The 12,699-nt window shown below is 65.8% G+C and carries 16 protein-coding genes; 9 read left to right on the top strand and 7 right to left on the bottom strand.

Annotation, left to right across the window (positions count from 1 at the left end; genetic code table 11):
- Nucleotides 1-1,523 (top strand): helix-turn-helix transcriptional regulator (locus D472_RS0106210; protein ID WP_017603636.1); only part of this gene is annotated, 1,523 nt, incomplete at its 5' end.
- 259 nt (nt 1,524-1,782) lie between these two features.
- Nucleotides 1,783-2,754, top strand: a complete 972-nt coding sequence (locus tag D472_RS0106205; RefSeq protein WP_017603635.1) for a peptidoglycan-binding protein — start codon at nt 1,783-1,785, stop codon at nt 2,752-2,754.
- Between the two features lie 154 nt (nt 2,755-2,908).
- On the opposite strand, the gene D472_RS0106200 is transcribed toward D472_RS0106205, so the two are convergent.
- The 3 genes from D472_RS0106200 to D472_RS0106190 all read right to left on the bottom strand — a co-directional run bounded on the left by D472_RS0106200 (nt 2,909) and on the right by D472_RS0106190 (nt 4,339).
- Nucleotides 2,909-3,223: a hypothetical protein gene (locus tag D472_RS0106200; RefSeq protein WP_026117444.1), complete on the bottom strand. Its 315-nt coding sequence runs from the start codon at nt 3,221-3,223 to the stop codon at nt 2,909-2,911.
- Nucleotides 3,224-3,557: 334 nt separating this feature from the next.
- On the bottom strand, nt 3,558-4,082 hold the full coding sequence (locus D472_RS0106195; protein ID WP_017603633.1) for a hypothetical protein: 525 nt from the start codon (nt 4,080-4,082) through the stop codon (nt 3,558-3,560).
- Nucleotides 4,082-4,339: a hypothetical protein gene (locus tag D472_RS0106190; RefSeq protein ID WP_017603632.1), complete on the bottom strand. Its 258-nt coding sequence runs from the start codon at nt 4,337-4,339 to the stop codon at nt 4,082-4,084. The genes D472_RS0106195 and D472_RS0106190 overlap by 1 nt, the downstream gene beginning before the upstream one ends.
- 186 nt (nt 4,340-4,525) lie before the next feature.
- Between D472_RS0106190 and D472_RS0106185 the strand changes: the two genes are divergently transcribed.
- The 3 genes from D472_RS0106185 to D472_RS0106175 all read left to right on the top strand — a co-directional run bounded on the left by D472_RS0106185 (nt 4,526) and on the right by D472_RS0106175 (nt 5,816).
- Nucleotides 4,526-5,380: a helix-turn-helix domain-containing protein gene (locus D472_RS0106185; protein WP_239642923.1), complete on the top strand. Its 855-nt coding sequence runs from the start codon at nt 4,526-4,528 to the stop codon at nt 5,378-5,380.
- Nucleotides 5,381-5,390: 10 nt separating this feature from the next.
- Nucleotides 5,391-5,567, top strand: a complete 177-nt coding sequence (locus tag D472_RS27435) for a DUF397 domain-containing protein (RefSeq protein ID WP_017603630.1) — start codon at nt 5,391-5,393, stop codon at nt 5,565-5,567.
- A 66-nt stretch (nt 5,568-5,633) separates the two neighbouring features.
- Complete coding sequence (locus D472_RS0106175) at nt 5,634-5,816, top strand: DUF397 domain-containing protein (RefSeq protein WP_017603629.1); 183 nt, start codon at nt 5,634-5,636, stop codon at nt 5,814-5,816.
- Between the two features lie 121 nt (nt 5,817-5,937).
- Here D472_RS0106175 and hisS read toward each other — a convergent pair whose 3' ends face one another.
- The 4 genes from hisS to D472_RS0106155 form a co-directional block, all read right to left on the bottom strand.
- Nucleotides 5,938-7,233, bottom strand: a complete 1,296-nt coding sequence (hisS, locus tag D472_RS0106170) for a histidine--tRNA ligase (RefSeq protein WP_017603628.1) — start codon at nt 7,231-7,233, stop codon at nt 5,938-5,940.
- Nucleotides 7,234-7,282: 49 nt separating this feature from the next.
- Complete coding sequence (locus tag D472_RS0106165) at nt 7,283-8,518, bottom strand: hypothetical protein (RefSeq protein WP_017603627.1); 1,236 nt, start codon at nt 8,516-8,518, stop codon at nt 7,283-7,285.
- 42 nt (nt 8,519-8,560) lie between these two features.
- Nucleotides 8,561-8,719: a hypothetical protein gene (locus D472_RS28580; RefSeq protein ID WP_017603626.1), complete on the bottom strand. Its 159-nt coding sequence runs from the start codon at nt 8,717-8,719 to the stop codon at nt 8,561-8,563.
- Between the two features lie 113 nt (nt 8,720-8,832).
- Entirely contained in the window at nt 8,833-9,690 is an 858-nt protein-coding gene (locus tag D472_RS0106155; protein WP_017603625.1) for a helix-turn-helix domain-containing protein, read from the bottom strand.
- A 66-nt stretch (nt 9,691-9,756) separates the two neighbouring features.
- Here D472_RS0106155 and D472_RS0106150 point away from each other — a divergent pair, with 66 nt between their 5' ends.
- The 4 genes from D472_RS0106150 (at nt 9,757) to D472_RS0106130 (ending at nt 12,520) form a co-directional block, all read left to right on the top strand.
- Entirely contained in the window at nt 9,757-10,368 is a 612-nt protein-coding gene (locus D472_RS0106150; protein WP_239642922.1) for a DUF6879 family protein, read from the top strand.
- On the top strand, nt 10,365-10,577 hold the full coding sequence (locus tag D472_RS0106145) for a DUF397 domain-containing protein (RefSeq protein WP_017603623.1): 213 nt from the start codon (nt 10,365-10,367) through the stop codon (nt 10,575-10,577). Before D472_RS0106150 ends, D472_RS0106145 begins: the two co-directional genes overlap by 4 nt.
- A gap of 1,234 nt (nt 10,578-11,811) precedes the next feature.
- The gene (locus D472_RS0106135; RefSeq protein WP_017603621.1) at nt 11,812-12,285 is read left to right on the top strand and encodes a hypothetical protein; all 474 of its coding nucleotides are present in this window, start codon (nt 11,812-11,814) and stop codon (nt 12,283-12,285) included.
- A gap of 43 nt (nt 12,286-12,328) precedes the next feature.
- The gene (locus D472_RS0106130; RefSeq protein WP_017603620.1) at nt 12,329-12,520 is read left to right on the top strand and encodes a DUF397 domain-containing protein; all 192 of its coding nucleotides are present in this window, start codon (nt 12,329-12,331) and stop codon (nt 12,518-12,520) included.
- The last annotated feature ends 179 nt before the right edge of the window (nt 12,521-12,699 follow it).

Raw genomic sequence — 12,699 nt, 5'->3', positions numbered from 1 at the left:
CCGCCTTCCTCAGACGCGCGGCGGCTCTCTCCCTGGACCCGGACAAACAGACCGAGCGCACCCTGAGCGCGGCACGAGCCACCTTCGAGACCGGAGACTCGGACGCGGCGGCGGACCTGGTGGCCAGTATCGACCCCGAAACGCTGAACGAGTTCCAAAGCGCGTCCGTCGATCAGCTACGAGGCCAGATCGCTTTCGTCGGAGGCGTGGGTGGGGCCGCCCACGGGGCCGAATCCATGCTTCGGGCAGCGCAACGGCTCGCGGACCGAGACCCGGAACGGTCACGCGAGTACTTCGTGTCGGCGTTGGAGATGGCCCTGGTCGTCGGCCGGGCCGCCGGGGTGATGGAGCAGGTACTCGACGCGGCCCGTTCCGCCCCTCCGGCGCAGGACCCTCCGGACCTCCTCGACGCGTTGGTACTTTTGACCGGCGAAGGCCATCGAGCCGGTGCGCCCACGCTTCAAAAGGTCTTGGTCGACGATGCCGGCTGGACCCGGATACCGGCGTTGGCCACGATGCTCGCCGGTGAACTGTGGGACCTGGAGCTGCACACGGAGATCGTCGAGTGGCTGGTGCGGACCGGACGCGAGACCGGCTCACCGATGACCATCAGGCTCGGTCTGTCGCAGGTGGCGCTGTCCGCGACGTTGACCGGTGACTTCGGGCGGGCCATGGCCGCGATCGCCGAGGAGGAGGCGATCGCCGACGCCTTCGCGGACACGCCCCAGATGTACTCCAGGGTCTACCTGACGGCGATGCGGGGGCGCCGCCGAGAGGCACTCGAACTGTTCACCGAGGTGTCCGGGCGGGGGGCCGATCAACTCGCCGCGAACACCGACGCGGCGGCGGTCGTGCTCTACAACGGTCTCGGCGAGTATTCGGCCGCGCTGGAGGCGGCCAAGCGCACCGTCGAACGGGGTGAACTCTTCCAGTCCGGCTTCGCACTGCCCGAGTTGGTGGAGGCGGCGGTCCGAAGTGGAGAAGACACGACCGCCGAATCGGCGCTGGAGGCCCTGGTGGAACGCACGGCTCACTCCAAGAGCGATTACGCCCTCGGCGTCACCGCGGGCGCGCGTGCGTTGGTCCACGGCACCGAGGACGACTACCGGGAGGCCGTGGAGCACCTGTCGGGCACTTCGCTCGTGCCCGAACTCGCGCGAGCACACCTGCGGTACGGGGAATGGCTTCGCCGTGCGGGACGCCGCCGCGCCGCACGCGAACACCTGCGCATGGCTCACGACCTGTTCTCCCGCACCGGCATGGAGGCGTTCACCCGGCGGACGGCGGACGAACTACGCGCGACGGGGGAAGTGGCCCGCCGTCGATCCGAGTCCACCTATAACCGGTTGACCATGCAGGAGACGCACATCGCTCGGCAGGTCGCCGTGGGCGCGACCACCAAGGAGGTCGCCGGTCGCCTGTTCCTCAGCCCGCGCACGGTGGACGCCCACCTGCGCAACATCTTCCGCAAGCTCGGCATCACCTCGCGCAGGCAGCTCAGGGACATGCCCGATCTCAACTGAGGCGGTTCTGGGGGTGCGCGCCGTGCGGCACGCACGAAGCCGCCCCCGGCCCCGGACTCGCTCGACATCGCGCTCGTGGGCGTTTCGAGCGCTCCTCCGATCGTGTCCGTTCGAGCCTGAATCGAGCGCGAGCGAAAACCCAGGAAAAAGGTGGAACCCCCTGGGCATGACGGGCCGAGGCATCTACCATCCCAGAGCAGAAGGAAACATTCCCCAAGAGCCCCCCATGAGTAGATAACTTTCCTTTCGGAGGTCCCCCATGTGCGACTCCTGCTCGGCTTCCACCCTCGCTCCGAGCGGAGCCGAAACGTCCCCCACCCTCCTGAGCCGTCGTGCCCTGTTCGGCGCCGGAATCGGAGCCGCGATCGCGGTCGCCGGTGTCGCCGGCGCGGCACCGGCACACGCCTCGGCCATGAACGGCGCGTGGTGCAACCCCGCCCTCGGTTACTTCCCCAACGGAGGCCACTACGGCGCGCCTCGCGGCGGTGTCACCCACGCGGGCCAGGACATCACCAACTCCAGTGGCACGGCCGTCTACGCCGCAGCGGCCGGAACCGTGATCCGCCGTTCCTGGGGCGGTGGCCTCACCGGCCGCACCGGTAACGGCATCGTCATCTCCCACGGCGGCAACGTCTACACCTACTACGGTCACCTGGACGCCTACCGGGTCGCTCTCAACGCATCGGTCTCGGCCGGCCAGCGCATCGGCGACATGGGCACCACCGGCAACGTCACCGGCCCCCACCTGCACTTCGAGACCCACACGGGCGGGTTGGGGCCGACCACCAACCCGGTCCCGTTCATGACGGCGCGAGGCGTAGACCTGGGCGGTGGTTGGCCACGGATCAACCCGGAGTCCAACGGCGCCCGGGTCCGAACCATTCAGCACCTGATGAACCAACGGGGAAGCTCGTTGGAGGTCGACGGCTACTACGGACCCGTGTCGGTCAACGAAGTCAAGGCGTTCCAGCGCGCCCAAGGGCTGGTCGACGACGGGCAGGTGGGTCCCATCACCTGGCCGCGTCTGGTCTACACGCTCGACCAGGGCTCGGCCGACGGGTCCCACGTGCGCGGGCTCCAACAGGCGATGAACAAGCGCAGCGCCGGCGTGTTGGTCGATGGCAACTTCGGCCCGGTCATGAACTCGGCGGTGCGGACCTTCCAGAGCCTGAACCGCCTGGTCGTCGATGGCGAGGCCGGACCCATTACCTGGCGGGCGTTGGTCGGTTGACCGGCTCTTTCCGAGCACCGGTCGTTTCCGTGAGCCATCGGGTCACGCCACCTGAGGCGATGGTCTGATCCGACTCGGCTCCGGCGGCGCCTCGGCTGTGTTCGAGGTGCCACCGGTCGCGGTTTTGGTGCCTGGGGGCGGTTGGTGCCTGGGGTCAGAGCGGGAACCCGCTCAGCTCGGCGATCGTTCGGACCACCGCTTCCACGATGGTCACCCCCATCAGGAGGGCCACGCTGATCGCTGCGACGGGTAGGGCCACCCATCGCCGGCGCGGGGCCCGGTGTCGGCCTCGGCGGCGGGAAGGCGCCATGCCGGGAAGGTCGGCGAGGGACGGCTCTTCTGCGGCCCTTGCCGCCCTGCTCTCGCGAGCTTCCCGCTCGGCCTCTTCCCGTCGCTGACGGGCCACGATCATCCAGTGCGGGAGCGGGCCGTGTTCGAGCATGTGGGCGATGCGGGGGTCGCCCGGCATCTGTCGAAGCAACCGTTCCCGTCGAGCCTGGTGCGATTCCGGCCGAGGGTTCACGGGCTCGAAGGGGCCCAGGCGTGGGGTGTTCGGGCGGGCGGAGCCCGGCCGGGAGAACCGGCGGCCCCGAGGGGCATCCAACACTGAGCGAAGCCGGTCGTCCACCGTCGTCGTTCCTGGTTCGTCGAGGGAGGGATCGCGAGGTGGGGCGCAGGTATGGATCGGGGCTCGGGAGTGCGGCACAATGGCCATGTCGGCAACTCTTCTCTTTGAATCTGTGTGGTTGTCGGCCTGCTCTGGGGGTGTTGGTGCACCCGCCAGAGCTTTTTTCATGGGGCCTTCAGGCGGCGTCCGGCGGCTCGGGACGGATCCGAGTGGTGCCCAGGTGGCGGTGGGCGAGCCGGCGTAGGAGTTCGGTGCGGGTGGGGGCGGTGACGCGCTCGAAGCGGTCGCCCTCACCGGCCCAGTTGAACGGGCGGCGGGCCACGTATCGCTCGTGGGGCGGGCTGCCCTCGATGGTCATGTCCCAGTGTCGGTAGAGCAGGGCGCACAGGACCCGTTCGGGGAGGGGCGACTCGTTGTCGATCGAACGCCTTTGCGCCGGCGGCGGGAGGAGCATCTTGGGCCCGGCCCCGTCCGCGCGGTCGGGCGTGGGGTGGTCGGCGATGGCCTGGTCGATCAGTTGCGTGGCCAGCTCGGTGTCGCCTTCCTGGTGGGCGATGCGCAGCGCGTCGCCGATGATCGGAATCCGGTCGCGCAGGGTGTGGGAGTACCAGTCGCCGAGCCGGCCGGGGGTCAGGTGCGGCGGCGGGCGCAGCGCGCCTTCGACGGTGGCGAGCAGGTTTTCGGTGTGGGTGTCGAGCATCAGATCGCTACCTCCAGCCGGTGGAGCCCGGCGAGCACGGCGCGGAGGACCTCCAGGGGCACGGTGTCCAGCGGTCGCCGAGGGGCCGGGACCAGGGGCGGACGAGGCGAACGCGGTCGGTGCCCGCCGGAAAGGGTTCGAGGCGATGCGGCGTAAATACGCACACGTCCCGCCTTGCGGGGGCGACGGCGTTGGATCAGCTCGGCGGCGCGATGACGCACGTAGGCCAGCTCGGACAGGTTCAGGTAACGCGACATGGCGCGGCTCCTGGCGCTCAAATGCCGGATGGGAGGTCTGGCCGGAATGAATACACATCCACATTGACACTGTCAGATTGACACGCCAAGGAGGCATTGTCAGACTGACCTAAATGCCCAATTCTGAGCAGGAGCTTTATGATCCAGGGAGCGGAGCACCCTGAACCAGAGAAGGCAGAAGCCCCTGTGGCACCACAGAATCAGCCCAGCATCGAGCGACGCCGATTGGCCATGGAGCTGCGCCGTCTGCGCGAGGACAGGGGGATGACGACCGAGGAGGTCAGGGCCGCGCTCGGCTGGTCCTCAGGGCGCCTCAACCACATGGAAGGTGGGCGCCACTCCGTACCGGACTCATCAGGGCTTCGCGCTCTCCTGGACCTGTACGAAGTCACCGACCCGGCCCGACGTGATGCGCTGGAAGCGCTCCGTTGGGAGGCCAAGGTTCGGCCATGGTGGCGAGACTACGAGGACGTTCTCACTGACGGATTCCTCGGCTGGGAGGCTCGGGCCCGGCGTATCTTCGCCTTTCATCCGATCGTCGTACCCGGCCTCCTACAGACTCCGGAGTACGCCGCCGCATCCGCACGAGCTTCGCTGACCCACACGGAGAAAGAGATCGAACGCATCGTCTCTGCTCGCGTGAAGCGACAAGGACGTGTACTCGGACATGCGGATGCGCCCGAGTTCCGATGCGTCCTCGACGAGGCCGTTCTACTGCGTCTGGCCGCCTTGCCCAACGAACTGGCTCAAGCACAGCTCCACCACCTCCTGGACACAGCCACCACCGTGAACACCGTCAGTCTGCTGGTGCTGCCCATGAGCGTCGGCTTGCACGGATGTCTCCATGGTTCGACGGTGCTGCTCGAATATGACGATGAGCGGGACCCTTCGATCGTCTACCTCGAAACCCGGGATCGTGGCACCTACGTGACCGGACCTGAGCAGGTGGCGGACTATCGCCTCGCCTTGAACGACGTCACCGCAAACGCCTTGTCGGAGAGCGCCAGCATCGAGGTGCTCAAGAGCATGATCAACGACTAGGGGGGCACCCGTGTTCTCATCTCACGAGTTCCACAAGTCCAGTTACAGCCCGAACGAGTCCGCGTGCGTCGAGGTCGCGGAAGGTTCGACCACGGCGATCCGCGATACCCAAAACCGCGAGAAGGAAGCCTTGGCGTTTCCTGCCTCGGAGTGGACCGCGCTCCTGAGTGCTGCAACCGAGAAGTGACAGGGGCGAGCCATCCCTCTGAGGCTTCGGTCAGGTACCTGGAATCACTCATCCAGCGAGGACGACATGCACTCACCCACCGAACTGAACTTCCGGAAGTCCTCCTACAGCGGCCGGGGAGACAACTGCGTCGAGATCGCAGGCCTCCCGGTTGGCGCGGCCATGCGTGATACCCAGAACCGACAGCTCGGCCACCTGGCGTTCTCCAGCCCGGAGTGGATCGCCTTGCTACGCACCGCGCGATCGTAGGAAATCGGAGGGAGCCCACGTCAGTGCGGGCTCCCTCCCCTAAATCTCGGCGGGCAGCGAGTCTGCTTGGAGGTGAACGGGTTCTGGAGCGTTGTGCTCGGGGGCGGGTGTGCTCAACCGGTCACCTTTCGAGGCGTCCCTGAAGATCGGCACTGGCCTGCGCCAAGGGGATACGGTCCTGATCGCCCGAGACCATGTCGCGGAGGGTGACCTCGCCGGTCTCCTGCTCTTCGGAACCGAAGATGACGGCGAACCGCGCGTTCTGCGCGTTCGCCCACTGCAACTGCTTGCCGATCTTGCCGGAGGACCCCAGGTAGGTGCCCACTCGCAGCCCCTGCGCGCGTAGCTCGCTCGCCAGCTTCATCAGTTCGGCCTGGCCGCCCAGTACCGTGATCGCCACGTCGAGCCCGACGGCGGGAGCGTCGCCGGTGTCCTGCATGGCCAGGATGCGCTCGATGCCGATGGAACCGCCGCAGGCGGGCATGTCCGGGCCGCCCAGCGAGGCGACCAGGCCGTCGTAGCGCCCGCCCGCCGCGATCGACCCGGGGAAGCCCTCGGCCTCGACCTCATAGATCGCGCCCGTGTAGTAGTCCAGGCCTCGCACCATGCGCGGGGCGAACACGGCCCGATCGCCCAGGCTCGCGGTCAGCTCCAGCAGGCTGTCGATCTGGGCGAGGCCGCGCTGGCCGCGCTCGTTGGTGGCGAGCTTGGACCGGATCAGGTCCTGGTCGTCGGAGGCGACGTCCTCGGCCAGGCGCTCGGCACTCGCCACGTCCAGGCCGCGCTCATCGATCAGCTCCTTGGCCACGGCGCCGGCGCCCACCTTGTCGAGCTTGTCCAGTGTCGCCAGGACCCCGTCACCGTTCTCCTCGGCGACGCCGTAGACCTCCAGCAAGCCCCTGAGCGCTTCACGACTGTTGACGAGGAAGCGGAACCGGTTCACCCCCAAGGCGTCCAGGCTCTCGGCCAGAGCCAGGACGACCTCGGCGTCAGCCAGCGGGGAGGACGAACCCACCGTGTCGATATCGCACTGCACGAACTCCCGGAACCGGCCCTCCTGAGGGCGGTCGGCCCGCCACACCGGGCCGATGGCGTAGCGCTTGTAGGGGTTGGGCAGCTTCGCTCCGTGGGTGCCGATGACCCGGGCCAGGGGAACCGTGTGGTCGTAGCGCAGGGCCAGGTCGGGCTTGCCGGAGGCCTCGTGGACCCCGCGACGTAGGATCTTGAACAGGAGCTGGGAGGCCTCTTCGCCGTACTTTCCGGTCAGCACCTCCAACCGCTCGAACGCGGGGGTCTCCAGCGGATCGAACCCGTAGCGCTCGAAGATGTCGCTGACTGTGGCCAGCGCCGCTCGGCGGCGACGCAAGTCATCGGCGAGGAAGTCCCTCGTGCCGGAGGGTGCTGCTGATTTGGCCATGTGAACGCTACTCCTGCTGTGACTACACGGTTCCCGAGACGGCGCCAGACTACTGTGGGTCAGGGTGACTGACCGGCCAGTCAGGAAAGTACCGGGCTAGGAGCTCGACCAGCGACGCGCGATCCTGCTTACTGCCGTGTCCGGTGTGCAGCAGCGGTGTGCCATCGACGGCCTCCAACTCCTCCCAACCGTTGAGCGAGTCCATGAGCGTGCGCACCCCCGTCATCAGCGACAGGGACATCTGCGGCACGATCGCGTCCAGGGCGTGCGCCTGGTAGTAGATCGAGGAGCGCCGGGGCGCGGTGGAATCGATGCGCTCGGAGTAGTTGACCTCGCTCACCTGCGGATAGCACGAGTCCAACAGGACCTTCGGCACGTCCCACACCGGCATGAAGCAGTCCACCTCGCCGGTGCGGCGTTTGGGGTAGGAGAGTGGGCGTCGCCCGTTCATCAGGCAGAACAGCAGTTCGGCCATGACGTCCTCGCGGTTGTAGCCCATCAACAGGCTGGAGCCGCCGATCTCCTTGTTGAGGGCCCGGCCCACCAGGTTGAGCAGCCAGGTACCGAAGAAGTGCGAGGAGTCCGGCCCGTAGGTGGACCTGATCTCGGTCCACAGGGCCTGGGGCGTGGTGCTCATCCCCAGCAGGGCCGCGATGTCCTCCGGGTAGAGGACGCGGTGGCCGAACCCGTTGCCCTCACAGAGCTCTCGCGCCCGGTCGGCTGCGGTCCCCCTCCAGAGGGGGTCAAGGACCACGGTGAAGCACAGCACCTGGTCGGCTGGCAGACCTCGCGCTGTGGCGTAGCGGCGCAGTCCTTGGACGATGCTGCTGGAGTCGCCACCGCCGGAGATCCCGGCGACCAGCGGAAGCTTCACGCGGTGTTCGTGGAGGAAGTCCGCGATCTTGTCGAAGACCATCTCGCGGAGCTGTTCGTCGTCCATGAGGTGGACGCCGTGGAGGGAGTCCTTCTCCGCGTACTTCAGGTCGTACATGGCCGCGACCGGGTTATCCGTGTGTGCGTACGTGTTGAGGGCGGGCGGAACCAGTTCAGCGTCGGTGTTGCGCATGCACTGGAGGATGACGTTGCTCGTCTCGGGGATCTCCTCGAGCGTGTGTGAGATGGGAACGGGCCTCAGACTTCCGTCGCCGGGTACTTCGTAGGCCTGGAACATGGACGGCGGAAAGCGGTTCGCGCGCAGCAGATCGGCGAACGACAGAGCGTCCTTCTGTACCAGGGGCCTTGCCGCATTGGCGAAGAGCAGCGTGACCCGTTCCCAGTTACTCACTCAGGACTCCCTTGTTCCTTTGGGGTGGACGAACTCGTTGGTCTAGAAGTGAGCGGTCAGAGCGGAGCAGGCCAGGGTCTCCTCCACTTGGGGCAGGGTCATCCGGTCCATGCCGACCTGCGGCAAGATGGGCGTCATGACCCTGCTGATGTCCGAAAGGTTGAGGGGCGACTGGGTGGTGCTGACCGCATCGATGCTCATGTGCGCCTTCCGAGTAGTCTTCACTAGCCTGACATCCATCAGACTTAAATGAGACTAATCTCAGACTTGCCTCAGCGTCACTCGGTTTGCTTGTTCGGGTTGCTGCCACACAGTCACAGCCTGGCCGCGAGGTCTTGGATGAAGGCGCGCGAATCGTCCTCGGACAGTGCATGGTCGATCAGGCGTGTGTGGATATCGCGGTACTGGGCGACCTCATCCGGGTCAGTAAGCCGAAGTTCCCTGGTGAACGTCTCCACGATGACGGTGGGCTCATCGGGGACTTCGAACAGCAAAAAGCCGTTGCTTTGCAGGTGCCCGAAGGGGCGGCCTTGTGGAAGGACGCGAAGGGCGACGTTGGTCAGTGTGGCGATCGACAGCAAGCGATCCCACTGCGCGGGCAAGATGTCACCACCATGCGGATGCCAGAGCAGGGCGCCTTCGGTGAGGACGAACTCGAAACTCCGATCGGCCTGGTAAAGCACCTCCTGGCGACGCATGCGAGCCGCGACCGCCTCGGGAACGTCGGCCTGCCCCGAGATGTTGGCGGCACTCAACACCTGGCGGGCGTACTCCGCCGTCTGCAACAGACCCGGAACCAAGGATGGTTGGAACGAGCGCACGATCTCAGCACGTCGCTCCAGGCCCCCCACCCCGCCCTGCCCCGGCCCCAGGCCCTTGGCGTGGACTGCTCGCCAGTGACGGGATTCCACCAAGGCGCCCTCTGCCAACTCATCACCGTGGCGGAATACCTCGCCAGACGCGTGGCAGGCTTCCAACCAGGCTCGGACATCGGAGCTCGAAGGCCGTGTGCGGCCGTTCTCGACCTTGGAGACCTTTGACTGAGACCAGCCCAAGCGGTCCGCCAGCTCCTGGCCCGACAGGCCTCGGTCCAGCCGTGACGTGCGTAGCAGGGAAGCGAGTTCCTGTCTGGCCCCGTCTTCCCTCTTCCCCTCCTGCACGCCGTCCTCCATAATATTCCTACTTAAGTCTTGCTAGGCTGTTTTCGATCCTCTTGGGGCATTCCAGTTCAGACTAGCTTGTCCACTGCTATCGACACCCTCTGGAGCGGCGCAGTGAGCACGATGGCGATGGCCGACTTCCTCCGTACCTTCGACGACTTTCGACATCAGGTCTTCCGGTTGGAGACCTTTGACTTCTACGACTCCAAGAGCGAACGCGTTCCCCTGGAAAGGTTCCGAGCCGGACTGCCACAGGACCCGGCCTGGCTGGAGCCATGGGCGCAGCGAGTGCGTTCCATCAAACGCCGAGGCGCCTCGATCGGCCGTGTGCACGTGGTGAGCGAACCCCTGAGCGAGTACGTCACCTTCGAGATGACCTGCGCCTATCCGTCGAACATCGACGCGGGCGAGGAGATCGGCGTCCTGCCACGCTCCACGGCGCAGAGGCTGGGGGTCCCCGAGCTGGACTACTGGCTCTTCGACGACGAACGCACCGGGGTCATGGTCTACGACGGCACGGGGGCTCTGACCCACGTGGAGGTCACACGCGATCCAGCCCTCGTGCGCCAACACGTGCGCTGGCGACAGATCTGCCGGGCCCATGCCACCCCCCTGCGCGAGTACCTGGCCGAGGCCGGGCTTCGGCCCCAGGTCGGATCCGAACACCAACTTGAGGAGACCGGCGAATGAACCCCTTGTTTCAAGACACGGATTTCCGCAAGGCCGGCGGGAGCGGAACCGGTGACTGTGTCGAGGTCGCCATCACCGCGCGAGTACCCGATCGGGTCGGTCTGCGTGACTCCAAGAATCCCCGTGGCACGATCCTGCTGCTCACATCCATGGAGTGGAGGGCCTTCACCGAAGGATTCCTCGAATCCAGGTCACCGACCGCGCACTGACGGTCGACTCCGATGCCACGGCGGCGGTCGCGAGAGCAAGAGGGCTGCGGGCGGCTTCCAAGCCATCGACCTTCCGAGATGGAGGCCCGGGAGCTCGTCAGCCGGATACGGGTAAGGCCCCCCACACGCGAAAATCCCAGGACCAAAGCGCGTCGAACACGCACTGACCTGGGGTTCTTCTGGTGAGCTCCCTGGGGCTCGAACCCGGAACCCACGGATTAAAAGTCCGCGCACCACTGGGCGTCATGCATCCATTTGCCCCGATTCGCCCCCTCGTTGCCAGCCAGTTTGGGTCCACCAGAGACCATGGAAGACCACCCGTGACCACCAGCGCCCAGAACAACGGAGGACATCCCTACATCGAGAAGGTGCGGACCGAACCCGCTGGCCACTCGCTGTACATGCCAGGGCCTCCAAAGAACCCAGTGCAAGACAGTCCACCCAGACTCGCTGGGCATACTTACCAAGGTGGTTCCACGGCCACCGCCTCGGGATTTGTTGCCTTCACAACCATCGATACTCGGGCAGTGGCCGTTGGTGTGTCCGGGAAACGGTCAGACCAGCGGGGCGAGTTTCTCTGGCCCGCTCAAATGACCTCTGAGCAGGGCAAAGCGAATCTACAACTGGAGCACTAGCGAAACGCCCTCCAGACGAAAACATCCGCGTTCTTCCAGGTCAGGACCAAGATTCCGCATTCTAGGCCGCTGAATTACACGGAACGCGGGCCTTGCAAGGCTGGGGAGCGGAAGCGGGGATTGCCGAGTACCGATCGCTTCTACAAGAGCCGGTGATCCTGTAGGTTCGGCTCCGTATACCAGGATGACCGCGACCCGGAGAGGAGCGCGCCGCCGTCGGCATGTGCGAGCGCACATGAAACCACTGAACAGGATCGCAACCGCAGTTACTGTTGCCACCATCGCCTTTACGCTGGTCGGGTGCTCTGGCTGCGACTCCATCAAAGGCACCTACTTCGGCACCACCGGAAATACCGTTCTCATCTTTGAGTCCGGTGGTGAATGCGCTTACATCGAGGACTGTGACGAGGACGAGGGTGTGCACGACTCGAGGTCGTCGAAGACTGCTCGTGGTCGCTGTCCGGCGCCGATCTGACCCTCATCTGCGTCAGCCGCCATGGCTCCCTCACAGCGTCCGCTGGTGACGACGAAAGCGTCTCCATCCCCGACCAGCACCGCTGGAATGGCGAGATCTAATCGAAGGAGTAGAAAGACAGATCATGGCACGTATCAGCAGAGACAACTTCCACGGCGGGTACCGGGTCACTGGACTGGAGCACGACATTGCCGAAGCAAGAAGGAACGCCCAGTTCGAACAAGATATGAGCCGCATCAGCGGCCAGGTGGTCAACGCCCCAGGCGACGCCCTTGCAGGCGCTGCACGAACGACCGGAGGCATTGCTGCCGGTGGTATCGGTGTCGGGGTTAGAATGGTACGCGATCGGCGGTTCCGTTACATCATGCAGGCGGTGCTCCACTTTCCAATGGCGTTTTTTGTGGTGTTCTTCTTCGCCGCTACCAGGAAGATCACGAGCATCGAATACTCGGCCATGGCTCACGAGGAGGCGCAGGCGGCGTCGGCCCAGGCACTCGGGCATGGTGCGCTTATCGGGTTGATCGTGGCCGTGGTGTGGACCGCTGTATACATCGTCTTGCGCACGCGCCCGAAGCTGCGCCGACTGAACCAGTACTGAGGTCCGTGCAGCTGCGGCGATCATGCCAGGAGCAGGAAAAGACATGGACTTCCGCAAAGCCGGTGGAAGCGGAACCAGTGACTGCGTCGAGGTCGCCATCACCGCGCGCGTACCCGAGCAGGTCGGTCCGCGTGATTCCAAGAACCCCCGCGACGCGATCTTGGTGCTCACAGTCGTGGGGTGGAAGGCCTTCACCGAAGGATTCCTCGAAGCCAGGTCACAGACTGCGCACTGACGGTCGACTCCGATACCACGGCAGCACTCGGGAGACCGAGACGGGTGCGGCGGTTTCTGGGCCTTCGACCCTTCACGAGGGAGGCCTGGGAACTCGTCAGTCGGATACGCATCAAGCCCTCAGACGCGAAAACCCCAGGCCGGGAGCACGTTGAATACGCGCTGACCTGGGGTCTTGCC

The sequence above is a fragment of the Nocardiopsis alkaliphila YIM 80379 genome (assembly GCF_000341005.1).
Taxonomy (GTDB): Bacteria; Actinomycetota; Actinomycetes; order Streptosporangiales; family Streptosporangiaceae; genus Nocardiopsis; species Nocardiopsis alkaliphila.
Note: the sequence above shows the minus strand (reverse complement) of the source record. Positions and strands in the feature narration are given on the sequence as shown.